This is a genomic window from Candidatus Poribacteria bacterium (assembly GCA_021295715.1).
In the GTDB taxonomy this organism is placed as follows: domain Bacteria; phylum Poribacteria; class WGA-4E; order WGA-4E; family WGA-3G; genus WGA-3G.
Genome location: JAGWBV010000001.1, coordinates 42,951 through 63,749 on the forward strand (window position 1 = coordinate 42,951; position 20,799 = coordinate 63,749).

Consider the following 20,799-nt stretch of genomic DNA (forward strand, 5'->3'; position numbering starts at 1 on the left):
ATGACCCGTCCCACGTATGGTACTAACTTCACAATAATTGAGGGAAATGACGTGAATTCAAATACCGTTCACACGCTTAACACCGGAAACACAGAACTGTTCGTTGATGACGCGCTGATCGCTTCAAAGCACGGCGTAACGCGCACGTTGCATCAATGCGTAAAGCATGACGTTTCTGTCCTGAAACCTGACCCCGATAATCCGTGGGAACACGGAGGACCGGATCAATCCAGACGCGTTCACCTCTACGGCACCACGATGTACGATGCCGCATTCGGGAAATACCGGATGTGGTACATGTGTCGCATGGGACCGCATTGGCGGTTTGAGGGGAACGAGATTCCAGGACTTTACGTCCCACGTCCAGACCGAAACCCGTCAACATATAGGGGACAGACACACGATACGTACGGACGGAAGTTCGTTGAGAACGATCGTGGTGATCTTACCTGTTACGCCGAAAGTGACGATGGATTAACATGGACGAAACCGAATCTCGGACTCTTTGAATTCAACGGAAATCCCAACAACAACATCGTCTGGGATCTACACGGCGCGTGCGTATTCCGTGATGATGACGAACCAGAGCCACAGAAACGGTATAAGATGATCGGTTTTTGCAGACGGTATCGCAATATCTTTCTCCTCACATCCGCCGATGGTATTCGATGGGACGATTCAGATTACTTGGAACCCGTCGCAGATCGGGACAACGAAGGGGCGTTCAATGTAATCTACGATAATAAAAAGGAAATGTTCCGAGCTTATGCCCTGATACGTGGAGACGACAAAGACGCACGACGTATGATCGCGTATACCGAAAGTCCGCGCTTAGAGGGACCGTGGGAGCCTCTGCAACCGATGTTCGGTGCAACTGATGTAGACGATGAAATCGGTGTCCAGCGGTATGGTGCCGATCGTGCTGAGATTCACAACATGTCCGGTTTCCTCTATCACAACATTTACATCGGGCTTGTTGGGGTATTGTATGTGACGGGACCGGGTGCCGCGGAGCACGAGATTCCTATTGACGGACCGATTGACGCGCAACTCGTTTGCAGTCGAGACGGGTTTAATTGGGACTATCCGGGTTCGATTCGGACACCTATTATTCCACGCGGCGAAAGCGGCACGTTCGACATGGGTATGATTATGGGAACCGCCATAGAGCCGATCATCACTGATGATGAAATTCGCTGGTACTATACGGGGACCGTCCACACCCATGGTGCCCAGATGAAGGATAGACACAAGGAAATTGGGCTTGCGAAGTGGCGGTTAGATGGTTTCGTCTCACTCGATGCTGATGCGGAGGGTGGTGTCATTGAAACCGTCCCGTTGCAAATTTCGGACGGCGGGCTTGAAATCAATGCAGATGCAAGCGGTGGACAAATCGGCGTTGAAGTGCTGACAGCCGATGGACAGGTGCAATCCGGTTTTTCGATTGATGATTGTGTCCCGATAACAGAGGATAACGTCCGACATTCGGTGCAATGGAAATCGGCGACGTTAGCAAGGGCAACGCAACCCTTACGACTCCGTTTTGTGCTGAATCGAGCAAAACTTTATGCCTTCCGAGTCGGAGTAAACCCATAACCGGGACATTTGTGCTAAAATGTCATCTTCTGTGGTCACTGTCCGACATTCGGGTCTAATTCCTTAGCCTTCTCAAAATCCACTTTGGCTTCTTCCGTTTGACCAAATGCCTCTTTCGCAAGCCCACGCTCATGGAAGTATTCTGCATTTTCTGGATCAAGTCGGAGTGCAATATCAAAGTCCTCTATCGCGCCGTCAGCGTTACCAAGGGCAGCTTTGGCAACACCGCGATTGCCGTAGGCGGCGGCATTTTCTGGGTTCAGTTGTATCGCTTGTGTGCAGTCTCGGACTGTTGCTGTGTATAATACCTCCGCGCCCGCTCTATCTCCCTTATTTGCCTTGGTTTTACCAAGGTGAAACTGGGCATACCCTCGATTGATATATGGATCCGGATTCTCTGGGTTCAGCTGTATCGCATGCGTGCAGTCTTGAATCGCCGACACATATAACGCTTGTGCCTCCGATATGTCCCCTTGATCTGCCTTAGATTCACCAAGGGACACCTTTGCCGCACCGAGATTGTTATACGGATCGGCATACTCTGAATTCAGTTCGGTGACCTGTGTCCAATCGTGAATCGCACCTTGGTAGTATTTCTGTTTCTTTGCTGTATCTGTCTCTGATTGCGCGAGGCGAAACCTTCCTCCCGCACGGTTGTGGTAGGCATTAGCGTCTTCTGGATCTCGTTTGATGGCTTGCGTGCTGTCTTCAATTCCTGCCTCATATAACCTTCTGGCTTTCTCTGTATTTTCTTTTTCAGACGCAAGATCAGCAAGCCTGAATTTTGCAAGTCCTCGATTGTAATAAGCATAAGTATTCTCAGGGTTTAATTCGATGACTTTATCGAAATTGGCTATCGCTTCGTCATAGCGACCCTCAATATAATTCCTCGCTCCCTGTGAGGCGTGTACATAGACAAGGATGGGGCCTCGTTTTCGCCAGAGTGCCAAGGGTTCAGGGGGACCCGACTCAACGATGAGTGCCTTCAGGACGTTTGAAGGGATAGCGTAACTGTAAGGGTCTACAGCCCCGGAGACTACCCCTATGACCTGTCCTTTACTATTTATTACAGGCGAACCACTGTTGCCGGGAGAAATTTTAACGTTCATCTGAAGCCATTTATCCCTATCCCGGATGCTATGTAAAGTGCCCTCCGAAACCGTATAGTTTCCTGTGGGGTATCCTACGGCGGATACAGCCTCACCCCTCTGAATGGTGTCGCTGTTACCAAGTGGAAGCGGCGTTCCGTCCTCCGCAACTTTTAGGATGGCAAGATCATTGTTGACATCGAACGCAGTAACGCCTTCAACAGTCCAAATCCTCTTTCGGTCAACGGATTGCATGTAAGCAGATTCGAGGGGAGCAATAACGTGAACGTTCGTTGCAACCTTATTACGTGTCACGAAGAAACCAGTAGCATGGCTATCGTTCCCGCCTACACGAACCGTAGCTTGTTCCTGTTTTAAGGTTTCAGCCTGCTCGAAATCTGTTCTCGCTTCTTCCCGCCGCCCAAGTTCCTCTTTTGCGAGTCCTCGCCCGTAGTAGGCTTTGGCATAATCAGGTTTAATTTTAATGGCGTGTGTATAATCATCAATCGCCTTGTGGTAGTGTCGTCGTGCCTCCGAGACGTTTCCTTTGATAGATTCAAGATTACCAAGGTTTTTTCTTGCGGTTCCGCGTTCAGTGTAACTTGCAACATGATTCGGCACTCGTTTGATGGTTTGCATGTAGTCATCAAGTGCCTCGTGGTAGTATCGTTGTCTTGCTGTGTTTCCTATGTCGGTTTCGGAATCCGCCAGTAACCTTTTCGCGAGTCCTCGGTTTTTGTAAGCAACAGCGGCGTTTGGATTGAGTTGAAGTGCTCTATTAGAGTCGTCAATTGCTGAACGATAATGCCGTTGTGCCTCCGTCGCATTCCCCTGCTCAGATTCAAACGCACCGAGAGAGAGTTTCGCCTCACCGCGCTGAGTGTAGGCAGTCGGAAACTCTGGGTTTAACGCAATGGCTTCATTGAGGGCATCTATCATTTCAGTGTAAGCACCATCGCTGAATTTGCGTTTTGCTTGCGCTACGTAACGGTATGCCCGTATCGAGTCTCGCTGCTGCCACTGTTTGAGAGATTCCAGTGTGTCCGATTGGGCAAGCAACACCTTGAGGGCATTTGAGGGGATTGCGTAACCAAAGTCCTCCTCTATTACTTCAATCCCGATGACTTCGTTTTTGCTGTTCAGGATAGGACCACCACTGATCTCTGGATTAGGCTGAAGCGTCGTTGAGAACCACTTGTCGTTCTCTCGGATCCCAAATATAGTCCCTTGTTTGGCTTTATCCTTGGATCCTCTGGCGAGGAGACCCGCATCGAAAATAGCGTTACCTATTTTAACAGTGTCGCTGTCGCCAAGTGGAAGTGGTGTGCCTTCAATCGAAACTTTTAAAATAACGAGGTTGTTTTTAACGTCATACGCTGTAACACCTCGGATGGACCGTGTCACACCCTCGCCTCTTACATGTGCAGAAACAGGATTAGCATCAGCGATAAGGTGAATGTTCGTCGCAATCTTGTCCGGTGCCACAAAGAACCCATTGCCCACGCCTCTAATGCTCGACCTACTCACGACCCGAACGATAGAAGTCCGCACATCCTCAGGTTGTGAAGGTTCTGCAGACACTAAGCTTTTTTCTTCAATCTCTTGGGGAGCCCGCGCGCAGGCGCACAAAATTATTAAAGCCAGCAAACCTAATAAAAATTTTCTGTTCGTTTTCATGAATGAACATCCTATGGAACGGCAACCTTGGGGATCAATGCGTCCGCGGTGCCTTGGAGACTGAATGTCAACAGGAGGGTCATAAATATACGAAGGACGAGCCTGTGCGTCATCAAGTCTTTCATGAAAAAATACCCCGCTTTATTTTCAAATTACCCAACTCACGTTATTATAACCAACGTCTGTTGTGGCGTCAAGCCGTCTTGTAGGAGGGAATTCCGATTCCCGACACCTCACTTCATTCTTATCTTTCGTTGTAAACAGTTTCCTTTTTCATGAAAAAATGTGAATTTTCCGAAAAACTGAAGGTTAATGATTTTACAGGAATTCTATAGGAATCGTAAATAGATGCAGAGCTATTCAATACTCCCTATTTTCGGTTGGTCATTGAAACTTCCGCTTCTGTAGGCGAGGGTGTTTTTGCTTGGGGGTTTTGATAGGGTGTTTCCTCAATTCCCCCAAGCTTGCCATGCTTTGACGAAAACGCTGACTGACATTATCCTGCACATCCTTGAATCCTGTGAATCCTGATTCAGACAACTAAAAATTGAATAGCTCTGAAATAGGTTTGACATCTACCGACACGATATGTTACAATACTTAACATACATAGATTCTAAGCAGGATTATCAAATGTTTTATCTTTCACTTACTGCAGGCTTTGGTACCGGAATACATCAAACCTCTCTTACACTACATGAAAACTGTCTTTGCCCACTCGCTGGCTCTGGTGGTACTATTTTTATCCATCGTGCAGAGGTGGGCTTATAAGGAGTAGACAAAACATCTCCGAGTTGTACAACATAACGCCCATCACGGAACGGCATGAAAGTAGGGTTTCGGTGAGGGTGTTTTCTTTTTTAAACAACAACAAAATATCACGTTCATAGGTAAAAAACTTTAAAAGAGGAGAAGAGATGCGTCACAGAATCGTTCTTGTGATGTTTGTAGCGATTACAGCAACGAGCATAAATGTTGAAGCCAGCAGAGAAATTAGACCAGTGTTCACCCAAGACACAATCGAAATTGACGGGCATCTCAGCGAGGTAGATTGGGAGCGGGCACAGGTTATTGATGACTTTACGCAACAATCACCCGATGAAGGGCAACCGAGTACCGAGCGCACAGAAGTTCGCATGTTGTATAGCGCGGAGAAACTTTATATCGGGTTTGAGTGTTTCGATGCCGAACCTGAAAAAGTTGTTGCGAACGAAATGCGGCGTGATGGGCAGCTTTGGCAGAATGACAACGTTTACGTTATGCTTGACCCCTACGGTGATAAAAGGCAGGGCGTCTTTTTTCGGATGAATGCGCTTGGGGCACAGTCAGATACCGCAGTCACCGATGGCGGCGAAAACCTCAATGGAAGCTGGGACTGTATCTGGGAAGCTGCCGGACGGCGACACGATAAGGGTTGGACAGTTGAGATCGCGATCCCGTTCAATCAGTTAAGGTTCAAAAAAGACGATTCGATGGTGTGGGGTGTGAATTTTGGACGCAATATCGCCCGAAAGAATGAAACGACACAATGGATACAGGTTCCTCGAAGCGAGAGCTGGCCCGGCACCTATCACCCGACGTATCAAGGCAAACTGATTGGGCTACAAGGTATTGCATCGCCATCATATTTTGATGTCAAACCGTATCTCCTCGGTGGCTTGGCGAGAAATCTCGACGACACAAAGTGGCAACGGACTACCGAACGCGATCTCGGTTTAGACATGAAATACGGGGTAACATCGAACCTGACGTTAGATATGACATTGAATACCGATTTCGCACAGGTAGAAGCCGACCAAGAGGAGGTTAACCTCACACGTTTCAGTCTCTTTTTTCCTGAGCGGCGCGAGTTCTTCCTTGAAGGCAGTGGGCTGTTCTCCTTTGGGGCGGGGCTCGGAGACTTCGGTCCACCACCCCTGTCGGTTTTTTACAGTCGGCGTATCGGCATTGAAGATGAAAAGCGGGTTCGGATTCTTGGGGGTGGTAAGCTGACTGGAAAGGTCGGAGCGTACAGTGTAGGCGCGCTCAACATGACAACCGCCGCCTCAGCGAAATCACCCCTGACGAACTTCTCTGTCCTGAGAATGCAGCGTGATATTCTCAGTGATTCAAGTGTCGGTTTCATTCTCACCAACCGGCAGAGCGACCTCGGAGAGTATCATCGCAATGGCGGGGTAGACCTCTTTTTTAGACCGCATGACCAGTGGCGGATGCGTGCGATGACCGTCGGTAGTTGGTCTCCAGACCCTGACGAACGTGATGTCGCATGGTATCTCTCGAACGACTGGCGCAACGATAATTTTCACGTCAATGCTTCCTATCTCGACATCGGTCCCCAATTTACCAGTAAAATGGGGTTCATGCATCGAAGAGACATCCGCTCGTTGATGTTGAATGCCGATTACGAGGTTCAGGTTAGACGCTATGGCGTGCGAGATGTTGGTGCGGTTTTCAATGGCAGTTACCTGTTAGACCACGATAACAACCCCATCGGTTGGGATGTCGGCTTTGGTGGAGACCTGCTCTCGGAGTCCGATGATGGGTTCAGTCTCGATTTCCGACGGTTTTTCGACCGCGTTGAAGAATCTTTTAGTGTCAGTGATGTCGAGATTCCCGCTGGCGATTATGAAATGAACCAAGTTTCCCTCATGTTTTTCTCAGAGACCAGTCGTCCGTTCGCTGTGTTCGGTGGTGTAGATTATGGAGATTACTTCCACGGCAACAGCGTGAGTTTGAACATTGATAGCCAGTGGCGGATGACGTATCAACTCGCAATTGAAACGCGATACCAACGCAATTGGATTAATCTGCCCGAAAACGATCTGTTCACCACAAATGTTGTTGGCACACGTATCAGTTATGCGTTGAATACCCGTTTCTTTACCAAATTGTACGCGCAGTGGAACGATAGTGCCGAGCGGGCAAGTGCAAATTTCTTAGTCAATTACATTTATCGTCCGGGAAGCGATTTTTACTTCGTGTTCGATCAGGCGTGGAATGCATCGGACGGCTTGCAAGACCATGAATGGACAGTCTTGAGCAAGTTTACCTATCTATTCAGTCTATAGTGTTGTCGTCGTGATCTCTACGTGAAATCAGACACCTTCGTCTTGATGTTTCTTATTCAAATCTGCTATAATTGTCCGTGTCAATACAACACGCAATTTCAGAATTCAACGCGAAGAGAGGAAGGGAAATGAGACATACAACACACATTGAACTCGAAAATCAATATGACTTGGTAGCCGTAAAATTAGGCGTTATGAATCCGGAAGACGTGCGGCGGCTTACTATCACGGATGCCCTCGTTGATACGGGCGCGACGGGACTCTGTCTACCGACTTCTCTCATTGAAAAACTCGGTCTCACGCCCATTAAAGTGACGCGAGCCCGCACCGCCACTGGCATCGTTGATAGGATGCTTTACTCAGCAGTCCAATTTACGATATTAGAACGAGCAAGTCTAATGCAGATCACCGATTTGCCCGAAGGCTCACCTGTCCTCGTGGGGCACATGGTATTGGAACATCTCGATCTCTGCCTTGATATAAAAGAAGGACTCATCTATAACCCCGCACATGATGGCGAATGGATTACAGAGATTCTCTGATAACGAATAAGGAAGAGTTACAGCTATGGTAGAATTAGACAACTTCGCGGGACACAACATTCACTTAGAAACCGAACGTTTGACACTTCGGCCGTTCAAAGATGCAGATTTTGATGTTGCGGTCCCCTTTTACAACGACCCCGATTTCCTACAGGCGATGGAAGACGAGCCACCGGATGAACCCATAACGAGAGACTATCTCAAAAGTGCTGGCGAATACATGAGGAAAGACGGTTTTTTGTTCGCAATCGTAGAAAAGGCAAGCGGACGCACCATCGGTGAGGTCTGTTTGCAGTGGATGAACTTGGAGCGGGGGAAAATTGAGGGTGAGAAGATAATGCGCCTCCCCATCGGGATTTGGGACAAAACTTTATGGGGGAAAGGCTACGGAAAAGAGGTCGTTCGATGCTTGGTGACGCACGCGTTCGAGAAATTGGGAATTGATCGATTCTGTCCGATGGATGTCCGAGAAGACAATACCCGCTCAAAAACGTTGTGGCAGTCGCTCGGATTCACCGTTTCAAGAGAAGTGGACAATGGAAAAACCTTGGACTTTGAGATGACACGCGCAGACTATGAGAAACTTGTTCAAAGTAACACTTGACTAACCCAAGTTACCACCTATACTAAAGTTTAGGCAATGCCGTCTGTTTCGCATTGAGTTCTGAAGTATTTTTCATTTTTCTCTGGATTTTCACGGTAACGTAACTTGGTATCCCATATACCAATAATCGCAGCCCCAGCGGGGCGGAATGTTTATAGAAACGCGTCTCCACCCCTTCTTCGCAGCCCCAGCGGGGCGACATCTATTACAATCTAAAAAAGTACGTGGCAAGTTCCAAAGGCAATTGGAGTTTATCGTTCGACTGAAACAGCAGCTTGGGTTCAAATAGAATCTAAACCAAAGGAATCTTATATGTTCAGCACACAACTTGCCAAGCGCGCAGCGGAGAATAATCCGATCCGTGTCGGTATCATCGGTGCAGGGAAATTTGGTGCCGGACTGGTGGCGCAACTCTCACAGATGCAAGGTATGGTGGCAAGCGCAATCGCAGATATCGACTTGGGACACGCGAAAGGTGCCTATAAAGCCAGTAATATCCCATCCGACGCAATTCAACAGGTCCGAAGCGTTGACGCGATGAACGATGCGATCCGAGACGGTAAACGGACAATCACTGAGGATGGACTTCACATTATTCAATCGGATCTAATTGATGTCGTTGTGGAAGCCACCGGTATCCCTGAAGTCGGTGCTCGGATGGCGTATCATGCTTTGATGCATCGGAAGCATCTCGTGATGGTTAACGTCGAAACCGATGTGACTGTCGGTCCGTTTCTGAGACGCTTGGCAGATAACGCAGGGGTCGTCTATACACTCGTTGATGGCGATCAGCCCGGTGTGACAATGAACATCGTTGAATGGTCGAAAACGCTCGGTTTTGAAATCGTCGCTGCCGGACGCGGCACCGTGTTCTATGACGATGACCGTATCGGGATACCAGATACCGTCCCGCAGCGATTCGGATTTAGTCAGGAACATATTGAGCGTCGCACGATTAACTTCAAGATGTTCAATTCGTTTCGGGATGGGTCGAAAGCACAGATTGAGATGACCTCCTTGGCAAACATGGCAGGACTACCACCGGACGTTCGCGGTATGCACGAACCCTCAGTGAACATTGAGGACATCGCCAAGGTCTTTAGCCTTCAAGAGGAGGAGGGTATCCTGAACCGACACGGGGTCGTTGAACTCGCAAACAGCATTGCGACCGATGGCAAGACGATGCTGAGAAACCCACTTCAGATGGGCGTATTCGTCGTCATTCGGACCGATCATCCGTTCACGCAGGAGGATCTTGCTGGCTACAATCTATATCCCGGAGGGAACGGAAAGAACTATCTCCTTTATCGTCCGTATCACCTTGTGGCTGTTGAAGCACCGATTTCGATTGCCAAGGCTGCGCTCTATGGACAACCGACAGGTACACCGCTGCCGATACCTGTTGCGGATGTTGTCACGGTTGCCAAACGCGATTTGAAAGCCGGAGAAGTACTCGATGGAAGTGGTGGGTATACCGTCAATGGACTCATTGAAAAGGCAGAAATTGCACATGCTGAGAATCTGCTTCCCCTCGGTTTGGCTTACGATGTCAAACTCAAACGCGATGTTTCCCAAGGGGAAGCGATCTCTTATGATATGGTGGAACTCAACGAAGCGTCTTTCGTCCTCAAACTCCGTCGCCTCCAAGACGCAACCTTCTAATCAAACACACAAACCCGTAACGAAGTGGAGGGTTTGCTTGGGTATTTCTACAGATATGAGAAACGCACGCCAAAGATGGAATACACGTTATTTCTCCGCAAGGAAAAATTGAAAGTAGGTTATGCCCACGGATTCAGTACAACTTTACCACATTCGCCTGTCGCTTGCAATTCCCACGCTTTCTGTACGTCACGCATCGGGAAAGTGTGTGTGATAAACGTGTCTATCTGTTCGGGTGAATTTTGGATCATTTTTATCAATCTTGGATAGACACCGAGATTGTAGTGCCAATTCCCGCGCAGAACCAAACCTTTACGAATCATATCGCGGCTTGCACCCAGCGGAAAGTCCCCGCCTTCTCCAACAAACGTAACCTGCCCTTTTCTTCGAGCGGCATCAACCATCAACCGATGTGCTGCGGATGCCCCTGAGCAGTCCACTGCTTTGTCAACGCCGATTCCGTCCGTGAAATCGCTAATCTGGTCAAGGATATCCTCATCATTCGGATTCAAGACGAGGTCTGCGCCTAACTTTTTCGCAAGTTCGGCGCGATACGGATGGCTTTCAACACCGATGACACGTGCACCGCGGTACCGTCCATTGATAATCCCGCCAAGTCCAACAGGACCCAATCCAGTGACCATGACTGTATCTAACGAATTGACCTGCATCTGTTCCATCGCACCGAAGGTCGGTCCCAATCCACAGCACGCCATCCCTGCATGTGTATAACTCACACCCTCTGGAATCGGGGATAACAAATCTTCCATTTTGTGCATATACTGGGCATAAGTCGCTGAAGCTGGGTCCGTCCCCAGAATTTCCCGGATGTTACGTCCGCTCTGACAGTGAATGTGTTCACCAATAGCACACATATGGCACGTCCCGCAAGAGTTCTGTGGCTGCACCACTACGCGGTCCCCTACCTTAACACGACCGGGTTGTGCGACTTCAACAACTTCCCCAGCGGCTTCGTGTCCAAAGTGTTCGCCAGTGCCTCCAGATATGAATCCTTTATATTCTGTGCACATTGGAACGGCGTGAATTTTGACAACGACGACATCTCCTGCTGCCTGAGGGTCAGGTTTGTCTACCACGCCCCCCTTACTTTCACCAAACATTGCTGCAACCTGCATAAAAATATAGTGACCCAGACTCTCCACGGTCCGCTATAGACTGACAAGGTTTGTTATGGAGAGAAAAGGTCCTCCTCCTTCTAAAAAGTATTGCTTAGGACAGGATAGCACAGACACGGATAATCGGTCAAGACATATCTTCGAGGTTCCGCGATTTCTGAGGCGATTGAGAATTTGACAACCCGTCCATAATCGTGATAAAATTACTGATAGTTGCCCTTGACATAATTTGTTGTACTTTACTTATGGCAACATGCCAACCGAAAACCAAGTTCGGAATGAAATTGAAGGCGTGTCAAGCTATTAGTCCGCGTCATTCACCCGCAAGGTATAATTGGAAGTTCGGTTCTTTACCACAACAGTCAAAGCCGTAGCCCGTAATGTAATGGAGGGCGGATTTGAGAAAGGAATATTCGGGTTGAAGTCCGCGTCATTCACCCGCAAGGTAAATTAAAAAATGACACCTGAACAAAAAACGTTTTATCAAGAGAATGGGTATCTCATTCTTGAAAATGTCTTCTCGTCAGAAGAGTGTCAACGTTTTGTTGAGCACATGGAAGACCTTCACGCAGGACGTAAGCACCTTGAAGGGTTCTTTCAACAGGATAAATACGGGTCTCGAACCTTTAATCAGCACCTCTACGACCAGTGGGTATTGGATCTACTTATCGATCCGCGTATACATCAACCGCTTACGGACTGTTTTGGTGGTGAACCGGAAGGCATTCAAACGATGCATTTTTATGAAGGATCGGAGCATCCGCTGCATCAAGACCAGTATTATCTACCCGATTGCATGTCAGCATGGATGGCGATGGTAAGTGTCGATGAAAACAATGGACCGCTGATCGTCCAGCCCGGTTCCAATAGAGGCAGATTGATTACGAAAAGTGATGTGCCCATGGCGTTGCTCCCTGGGGAAACATACGAGTTGCAACAACACAACCGCTATTTCCCAGCCGTCAGACAGGTCGTTCGCGAAAACGGAACCGATGTAGTTCAGGTCATGGTGAACGCTGGTGATGTAATTCTGTTTGATGGGAAGTTAATCCACGGCGGCGCGCAGATTTTGAAACCCGGAACACGTAGACATGCCTTGGCGTGCCATTATATTCCTTACGCCTCCGAAAACTGGGAACGCGATTGGCCCAGATTCTCATTCGATGGCAGTCGTCGGGTTCATTATCAATAACCCAAGTTGCCACCTTTCCTTAAGTGCGTCTGTTCCTTGATCTATTGGGCATAGGAAGACATAAATATTGAAAAAAATGTTGTGATGAATATAATGGTCTTTGTATGGTTTTTGATTGCGTAACAATTTAAGCAAGTTTCAATATTGAAATTGTGTTTTTGATTCCAAAATTGGTTGGAAGATTGGAAGCATGGAAATTTGGAAAATAGCGGATACGCGGTTTCTTCCACCCTTCCTCTGCTTTCACCGTTCCTCAAAACCTGATATTGATTTCTTAATATTGCTTATAGTGAATTCTAAAAATGAATAGACACTTTTACCCCCCGGTAGGTGCGGTTTCCTAACCGCACGGGTTTGGAGTGTCTCATTAATTCTAAGATCCACTATAGTTTAAAATAGGGAGAAAAGATAATGCGATGCCAATTGATTTTTGGGATCTGTTTAATGCTAATAGGTGGTTATTGCTTTTCGGTATCAGCCCAAGAAGCAACACAACCTGCGAAATCTGCTGCGACACAGGAAGCACCCGCAAAAAAGAAAAAAGAGTTTGAGGATTTTAGTAAGGTCACTGAAGATAGCAAAAGTTATGACGGTTTCTTCAAATTATATCAAAAAAAAGAGAACCTCTATTGCGAAATTCAGCCATCACAATTGGACAAGCCGTTTCTCTGTATGATTAGCGTTGCGCGCGGCTTGGGACAAGGATTCCTGCTTTCAGGGATGACGCTGGAAGAGTGGATGCTCGTCTGGCGGCGGGTCGGTGATAATGTACATCTGGTGCGAAAAAATGTGCGTTTCCGTGCGAAGGAAGGGACACCGATTGCGGAAGCGGTTGACTTGGGGCATAACGACTCCGTGCTGTTTTCACTCAAAATTGAAAGCATCCACCCACAACGGAAGAGCGTGCTAGTGAACATCTCTCCTGTTTTTATATCCGACCTACCGCCGCTGGCACGCAGGATTGCTCCTGATGCCCGCTTCGACAAAACGCGTAGCACGTGGGGAGCGGTCAAGGCGTTTCCCAAAAACGTTGAGTTGAAAGTCAATGCTGTATACAGTTCAGAAAGGAATATGAGCACCATTCCGGACAGTCGTGGTATCCAGTTGACCCTGCACTACAGCCTCGCGGGACTTCCAGAAAACAATTATCGTCCCCGATTGGCTGATGATCGCCTCGGACATTTTATGACGGCGGTCAAAGACTATTCGTCTCGAACCAGCGATGCCCCTTTTATCCGGTATGTCAACCGCTGGCATTTGGAGAAAGCGGACAAAGATGCGAAACTGTCGCCACCGAAAGAACCGATTATCTTCTATATCGAGAAAACAGTGCCACACCGCTTTCGTCCTTACGTCCGACAGGGGATTCTGGAATGGAACAAGGCATTTGAAAAAATAGGATTTGCCGATGCCATTGAAGCACGTATTCAGCAAGACCATGAGGACTGGGACCCTGAAGATGCACGGTATAACACGATTCGTTGGATGGTTGGCGCAGGGTTCGCAATCGGTCCGTCTCGCGTGAACCCGTTGACAGGCCAGATTTTGGATGCCGATATCCTTATCGGTGAGAGCTGGATCCGGTACTGGCAACGAGAGTATATGACCTTCTTTGATGAAGTGGCGTATGAACGCGACCACCCTATGGACCACTCTTCACGATTCCAATGTCAGATCGCCTCCGGCTTGGCGCGGCAGATGGGCTTTATGGCGAGTGTCCTACAGGCACGGGGGTTGACTGACGAAGACGGCGAACTACCAGAGGAATTCATTGGACAAGCACTCAAGACTTTAACGATGCACGAAGTCGGACATACGTTGGGATTCCGCCACAACTTTAAAGCGAGCACGATCTTCTCCCTTGAAGACCTAAATAAAAAGAAGAACGAAGCACTTATCGGTTCCGTTATGGAATACGATGCTGTGAATATCGCGCCTGAAGGTCAAGAACAGGGAGATTACTATACAAAGACAATCGGACCTTGGGATTACTGGGTGGTCGAGTACGCCTATAAACCGATCGATGCAAGCAAACCCGAAGGTGAATTGAAAGCGTTAGGTGAGATCGCTTCCCGTGTTGCGACATCAGACCTCACCTACGGAACAGATGAGGATGCTTATGGGTATCGCTTCAGAGACCTCGATCCACTGGTAAATCGGTGGGACCTCGGTGATGATCCGCTCGCGTTTGCCAGGCAACGGCGCGAGGTCGTTGTGGGACTCTGGGATAAGATTGCCGACAAAGTTACGAAAGAAGGAATGGGCTATCAGCGTGTCAGGCGCGCCTTCGGGAGTCTGCTGTTTGAACACGGTTTCACGATGTACCTCGCAAGCCGATACATCGGTGGGCAGTATCACCATCGCGATCATCGCGGTGATGAGAATGGTCGTTTACCCTTCGTGCCTGTGCCAGCCGCAAAACAACGCGAGGCACTCCAATTCATCAAAGAACATGCCCTTTCGGATAAAGCCTTCAGTTTCTCGCCTGAATTACTCAATAGCTTGGCAATCACCCGTTGGAGTGATTGGGGTGGAGATAGTTGGAACTCCTTACGTTTCGATTATCCCGTGCATGATGTCATTCTCCGAAACCAAACCCTTATCTTGGAACGGTTGCTTTATCCGACGATCCTCTCACGTGTTCAGGACACAGAACTCAAGTTTGCTAAGAGTGAGGATGCGTTTACGCTGCCGGAGCTCTTTTCAGGCATTACGGATGCGGTCTGGGTTGAACTCGGAAGGGATGCGGGTGCAAAGCAGTGGTCGAATTCGGATGCGTTCATCTCCAGTTTCCGTCGCGGTTTGCAGCGTGAACACTTGAAGCAACTCATCAAACTGGTGTTGGAAGCCGACACTGGCACGCCGGAGGATGCAAGATCGCTTGCACGCCTGCACCTCGGACAAATCAACAGTAAGATACAGCGCGCGCTTCAAAATGCCAGAGGCACTCTTGACGATTACAGTTTTGCGCACCTTGAAGAATCGCAGGTCCGAGTCGAGAAAGCGTTGGATGCCAGTTTCCGAGTCGAGAAACGTTAGATGACGCTATATTTTCGGTTAGGATTCCTATAAACCAATATGTCTCTTGGCGGGTGTTTTGCTTGGGGATTTTTGCGGATTTCCCCTTGTAACCCCGCCAATTTTTTGATATATAGGTGATTCTATATTTAACTGAGGATCGTCCGTTATTTGCTGCGTTTTTGTACCGCAAACTGTTAGTTTGCGGGAAATCACCAGACACAATCTAAGTGAAGTTTCAGTATTTAAATCGATAATTCCTCAAGGGTTTCCTCTTGCTGTAGGAGCGAGTGTTTTGCTTGGGTGTTTCCCGCATGCTCGCGATTCCTACGCGGGGGTTGACACAAATCATTACCGAATTATTTTTTTATCTTCATTTATGGTGAATTATGAAAATAAGTTTACATTTCAATAGAAGCAAAACCCGTCCACACCGCTGGCGAGGTTTCCTAACCTCGCCGTTAGAGTGTATAAGTAATTCTAAAATCTACCATAGTTTGTGTCGTTCGCTAGGCAACTCACAGTTGGCACGACAATCGTGTAAAAGTAATTATGGACTTTACTATAATCAATGCCTAACAGAAATGAGTCAGAACCCTTGATACAATACGCAAAAGAATTCCTAACATTACAGGTTAGATTCGCCCAGAAAATCGCTGAAGTCTCTCATCAAGCACTAAAAGACGTACTAATGGACCACACGATATTGCCAGTGCTGTTTAACTTACGACTCTCCGACGATATTCCCAATCCACTGTGGGATGCGTTCATCGAAGGTCTCTGCATGTCCGATAACCCTGAAGATTGGACATACGACTTCTATCTCCAACGCATAGCTGTGGAGCCAGACCCTTCCGACAAGCGGCAAGTTTTTGGGTGTTTCTCCTACATCTATCCATGGCGCAACACAAAAAAACTCCGAATCCACTTTGACAATCGCGAAACCTCTGAATACGGGGTATTGAGCGAGGAGAGAATGACACTCCGAAAATCGGAATTATCAACGATGTTCCGATACATCCAAGCAAACCATCCCGATGTAGAAATGGTACGCGGTGGTTCGTGGCTTTACAACATTCCAGTCTATCTCAGACTCTTTCCACCTGACTATGTAAAGACCGCAAAACCCAGCGGTTATAAAACTGAAGTCTGGGGATTGTGGGGGCAATTTATCGCCCACAAAGGATCCATTCGCCAACCTGCCGCTACACAATTCTTGGAATGTCTCAACAAGCAAAAAACGGTTGAGGACTGCCTTCAATGTTTTCCATACCAAGTGTTGACACCTGAATGTCCGATTGAGAAATTCTATAATTTCTATAATTTATGAATCTCAAATGTTGGTCTTTCATCGTCCACGTAAGTTGTCATTTTCTTGTGCTTAACAGGTAGTTGGGTATATTTAAGTGAGAGTGGCTCATAAATGGAATAGATTCAAGGCACTGAAGATAAGCCTTTAAGTTTGTAGTAGGACGATTCATCGCCCGTCGTAAAGCAAAAACGCGTAGTGAATTACACTATTACAAACAAAAAATTAGGAGGAACAGATGGAAATTATCCAATACACACCTGATATGCAAGAACCTTTAACCCAATTTTACAACCGTATGACCGCCAACGTCCCGCATTGCTATCCAGTAAAAGAGGAAGAATTTGCGATTGCAATGCACCGAATTACAGCCGACAAAGCCGATATAAAGGATGATGGCCTCGATTCCGAAGCTGCCTTTATCGCGGTAGCGGACGGTGTTATACAGGCGTTTATTCACGTTGGTATCAGTCGATCTGAAGAAAATAGGGAGGAGAAATTAGGTGTTATCCGGTTTTTCGCTTACGAACGCGGGGCACGGCGTATTGGACAAGCCGTACTGGAAACAGCGGAGGCGCATCTGAAAACGTTTAACGTTTCCCAAATTTCCGCTTTCCCACAGGAATGTCAGTATCGTTTCTATCATTTTGAACACGCCTATCTATCCGATGCGCTGGATCAAGTTCAAGGGCTCCTCGGATTTAACGGATACCGACGTTCGAGTGGCGAGGTGTTTTTAGATTGGGAAGACTATTCCGTTACACCCATCCCTTCAAGTCTACCGGTAAAGCTTTCTGTCGAATGGAAGGACGGACGCGGACAATTCCCAAATTGCACCGTGCTCGCGCACCAAAACGGTGAACAGGTCGGTATCTGTGAATCCCTCTGCGGCGGTGAGTTCTCAAGCCACACCGATGCACAAGTTTGGCTTCATACGACGTGGCTCGGTATTGAGGACGATTTTCAGGGGAAGGGTTTAGGACGTTACCTACTCCAATACGCACTTCAAGAGATGAAGAAAATCGGATACCGACACGCAGCGATTAGTACCGCTTGGGATAACCACCGAGCGTTCCTCTTTTACAGCAACTGCGGGTATCGGACCGTAGATTGGACCTACGAATTCGTCAGAGATCTCTCCGAAGCACCAACACAGAAGTGGTAGTCTGTAATTCAGGCAATCAGCATGCCCTTAACCGCAGCATTTCATTCCCTGTTTTCTGGAAGTGATATGGGACACGTTCAACTGCGCAAGCGATTCCATCTTTTTCAAGTTCATTGATAACGGGTGATAAGAAAGGGGAAGGCTTGCTATTGACATCAACAATAGGGAAAATTCTTACCTCAGTTCCGATACGGAGCAGTTCCTGTATCCCGTCGAGGTGGAACGCCAAATCTCTGTTCGCTGAGTAGAAAAAAAGCAGATGCGCGGAGAGCACGAGGTCGAAGTGACCGGCAGGGAAAGGTAAATTGGGGAGTGATGCGTCTATGTAGCGTCCTTGTTGCTTACCACTCTCAAAGTCTCGGCAGAACGTTTCCATTGCCTGCATCCTGATGTCAGCCAATTCATCGACAGACGAGATGTGTGTCCAGACAAATTTATCCTGATTGCGGTGGGCTTGCGCGATAACGTCGTCGTAAGTTTCCTGAATTCGTTGGCGCAATTCTGTCTCAGAATACCGATAAATCGGATCGACCGAGATGATTGGCGTGCCTCGCTGGTGCATCAAGGAATTGAACGACGCGGGACCGTCGCCTACGCCAACAATGTCCCGCGCCAAATCGTCCTCGAAGAGGTTAAACATACCCAAGTATTCGTCAAACGATCTCCCCCAGGGGATTATGTCTTTGTAGTGGAAATCCATTATTGAGCATCCCCAGCATTAATTTCTTGGGGGACCACTGATGTCTTTTGCAGCAACCTCAGTTGTGGCATCTCTCTTAATAGCACGGTCACTATAATCTGGCAAACCTCTCACTTATGGACTACCTACCGGAACGTCTCATGCCTTTTGATTAACCATGCTGGAGAGGATACCTAGGATTTTGTCGCACCGTTCAATCGCGTACACGGACATATCAATATAAAGTTTCTGACCTTCCAATTTGAGGAACAGCCACTCTGTACCAGTGGTGGTAGCCCCATAAATACAAGAGATATTATTGCCTTTCTGTTCATTAAAGCGTTGCGCTGCGAGCATCTCAGCGACACATTGACCGATGCCAAGCGTTGGGTCAGCATTCTTTGCTTCAACAAGAACGATAACAGGTGCCTCTAAATAAAATTGTTCCGGTGATAGACTTATCAAAAAATCGCAAGTTCCTGTTAATTCCTTTTCTGCATCGACACTGAAGTCAATTCCTGAAAAAAGACTGATGCGACGATTGAATTGCTCGCGAAGCTCAACGAGAACGTTGGTCACAATCAGTTCCGAACGTGCCTTCTCTGTCCTGATGGCAACCGCTAACTGCACCTTTTTTTCCAATTCCGTAACAAGTGCCTCGCTGGGCGGCACGGGTTCTATGTCGGCAAAGATGTTTGCGGATTCGATCGTCTCTAACTGAAACTGCTCCCGAACCGTCTCTAAGGTGAAATTGCTATAAGCCATGGGAGCGTCTCCCTCTTTAATCGGCAGTACCAACACCAACTTCTTGTAAAACCGCAACTGCGCGTTGTGCCAATTCGGTCGTGGCATCACGCTTAACTGAACGGTTTAAGTGTAGAATGGCGCGCTCATCTCCACCTCTCGCCAATTCCAACGCTTCCTCAAACCCCTTATTTCCGTAACTGAGATCCCTTGGCAGGACAGTCAGGTCACGATCTTTCCAATAATACTTCAACGCATCAGATTCCCAATCGCGATAGATATGTTCCCACGTAAGGGAGTTGAAGATATTCAGGTGCGGTTCAAGCATGTGTTCAGCGATCGGGTCATCGGCAGCCTGATAGCGGTTGTCCAACGACACACGCAACCGATCCTCGGTCAAGTTCGGGAGTGCCTTATGAATGGTCAAAGCAGGGAAGATGAGCGTATCGCCAACTTCATAGTTCGTGGAATGCCATTCACCCGACAACTCGTCCTCATTAACGCACAGACTCCCGGCACCGAGCGAAAAGTGATGCTCCATGACCTTATTGACTTTATGCGAACCCGGTAGGACTGCTAAGCCTCCTAACTCAATCGGACAATCTCCGACGGGTGCCCAGCAGGTATAGGTCTGGAAATTCCCTTGGAAGTGGACGAAGTCTTGGTGTATCGGTGTGGTGTGCGCCGTGTACTTAGGGAACCAGAGACGCGCAATCTTCTGTGGATGCGGTAGCACCTCTCTGCCGACAATTTTCTCCACCATATCAACGACTTCGTGCCAATGCCCGGAACGGTGAAACGCCTCTAACTTATACACTTCATGGTATACGTCCGTGTATTCGGGATCACCCTCGGTACACTGGGTAGATATATCAGCGATGCCGTCCATCGGGTCGGTCCCCGCGACGAGCCAACCGCCTTCCTGCATCGTCGTTAGCATTTCTCGCCGCAACGCCCAGAGTTTGTCAGGATCTTGCAGCTTCTTGAAGAAAACATACCCTTCTTCCGAGATCCGGTGACGCAATTCTTCCGGATCATTCATTGCATCGTTGGATACGCGAAGTTCTCTTAATAATTCCGCCATTTGACATTCTCCTTCGGTTTACCCATGTTTGAGACTCATTTTTTAGATTTTGTCCCTAACAAAGTGCCTCTTTAGTGTATCTATCTGTTATCATAACCCAAGTTGCCACTTTCAAATAAGCGAGGTTATTTTCATCAGGTTTTGGGTTCATCGGATTTCTATCAGTAATTAGGGTATAGAAATCAAGAGTTGTTTACTCCAAAGCCCCAGCGGGGTGACATGCGTGTAGAAACTC

The 20,799-nt window shown here is 47.9% G+C and carries 14 protein-coding genes; 9 read left to right on the plus strand and 5 right to left on the minus strand.

All coding sequences use genetic code 11. The annotated features are described in order from the left end of the window. Window positions 1–51: 51 nt before the first annotated feature. A complete protein-coding gene (locus tag J4G07_00215; GenBank protein MCE2412401.1) occupies window positions 52–1,596 on the plus strand; it encodes a hypothetical protein in 1,545 nt (514 codons plus the stop codon). Between the two features lie 35 nt (window positions 1,597–1,631). Here the strand turns inward: J4G07_00215 and J4G07_00220 are convergent, their stop codons facing one another. Then, window positions 1,632–4,265 carry a tetratricopeptide repeat protein gene (locus J4G07_00220; protein MCE2412402.1) on the minus strand — a complete coding sequence of 878 codons (2,634 nt, stop codon included), beginning with the start codon at window positions 4,263–4,265 and terminating at the stop codon, window positions 1,632–1,634. 1,013 nt (window positions 4,266–5,278) lie between these two features. Between J4G07_00220 and J4G07_00225 the strand changes: the two genes are divergently transcribed. The 4 genes from J4G07_00225 to J4G07_00240 all read left to right on the plus strand — a co-directional run bounded on the left by J4G07_00225 (window position 5,279) and on the right by J4G07_00240 (window position 10,237). Then, window positions 5,279–7,429, plus strand: coding sequence for a carbohydrate binding family 9 domain-containing protein (locus J4G07_00225; protein ID MCE2412403.1), 2,151 nt, complete (start codon window positions 5,279–5,281; stop codon window positions 7,427–7,429). A 128-nt stretch (window positions 7,430–7,557) separates the two neighbouring features. Further along, entirely contained in the window at window positions 7,558–7,971 is a 414-nt protein-coding gene (locus tag J4G07_00230; GenBank protein ID MCE2412404.1) for an aspartyl protease family protein, read from the plus strand. A gap of 25 nt (window positions 7,972–7,996) precedes the next feature. Next, a complete protein-coding gene (locus J4G07_00235; protein ID MCE2412405.1) occupies window positions 7,997–8,575 on the plus strand; it encodes a GNAT family N-acetyltransferase in 579 nt (192 codons plus the stop codon). A 312-nt stretch (window positions 8,576–8,887) separates the two neighbouring features. Beyond that, on the plus strand, window positions 8,888–10,237 hold the full coding sequence (locus J4G07_00240; protein ID MCE2412406.1) for an NAD(P)-dependent oxidoreductase: 1,350 nt from the start codon (window positions 8,888–8,890) through the stop codon (window positions 10,235–10,237). 119 nt (window positions 10,238–10,356) lie between these two features. Here J4G07_00240 and J4G07_00245 read toward each other — a convergent pair whose 3' ends face one another. Then, window positions 10,357–11,358 (minus strand): zinc-binding dehydrogenase, encoded by a 1,002-nt coding sequence (locus J4G07_00245; protein ID MCE2412407.1) that lies wholly within the window; start codon window positions 11,356–11,358, stop codon window positions 10,357–10,359. Window positions 11,359–11,830: 472 nt separating this feature from the next. Here J4G07_00245 and J4G07_00250 point away from each other — a divergent pair, with 472 nt between their 5' ends. The 4 genes from J4G07_00250 to J4G07_00265 all read left to right on the plus strand — a co-directional run bounded on the left by J4G07_00250 (window position 11,831) and on the right by J4G07_00265 (window position 18,057). Beyond that, window positions 11,831–12,565, plus strand: coding sequence for a phytanoyl-CoA dioxygenase family protein (locus J4G07_00250; GenBank protein ID MCE2412408.1), 735 nt, complete (start codon window positions 11,831–11,833; stop codon window positions 12,563–12,565). A gap of 411 nt (window positions 12,566–12,976) precedes the next feature. Next, window positions 12,977–15,604, plus strand: coding sequence for a zinc-dependent metalloprotease (locus tag J4G07_00255; protein MCE2412409.1), 2,628 nt, complete (start codon window positions 12,977–12,979; stop codon window positions 15,602–15,604). 550 nt (window positions 15,605–16,154) lie between these two features. Continuing rightward, window positions 16,155–16,913, plus strand: a complete 759-nt coding sequence (locus J4G07_00260) for a hypothetical protein (protein ID MCE2412410.1) — start codon at window positions 16,155–16,157, stop codon at window positions 16,911–16,913. A gap of 217 nt (window positions 16,914–17,130) precedes the next feature. Beyond that, complete coding sequence (locus J4G07_00265) at window positions 17,131–18,057, plus strand: GNAT family N-acetyltransferase (GenBank protein ID MCE2412411.1); 927 nt, start codon at window positions 17,131–17,133, stop codon at window positions 18,055–18,057. A 16-nt stretch (window positions 18,058–18,073) separates the two neighbouring features. On the opposite strand, the gene J4G07_00270 is transcribed toward J4G07_00265, so the two are convergent. The 3 genes from J4G07_00270 to J4G07_00280 form a co-directional block, all read right to left on the minus strand. Further along, the gene (locus tag J4G07_00270; protein ID MCE2412412.1) at window positions 18,074–18,757 is read right to left on the minus strand and encodes an SAM-dependent methyltransferase; all 684 of its coding nucleotides are present in this window, start codon (window positions 18,755–18,757) and stop codon (window positions 18,074–18,076) included. Window positions 18,758–18,895: 138 nt separating this feature from the next. After that, on the minus strand, window positions 18,896–19,501 hold the full coding sequence (locus J4G07_00275; GenBank protein ID MCE2412413.1) for a hypothetical protein: 606 nt from the start codon (window positions 19,499–19,501) through the stop codon (window positions 18,896–18,898). Between the two features lie 16 nt (window positions 19,502–19,517). Then, window positions 19,518–20,564 (minus strand): phytanoyl-CoA dioxygenase family protein, encoded by a 1,047-nt coding sequence (locus tag J4G07_00280; protein MCE2412414.1) that lies wholly within the window; start codon window positions 20,562–20,564, stop codon window positions 19,518–19,520. Window positions 20,565–20,799: the final 235 nt, after the last annotated feature.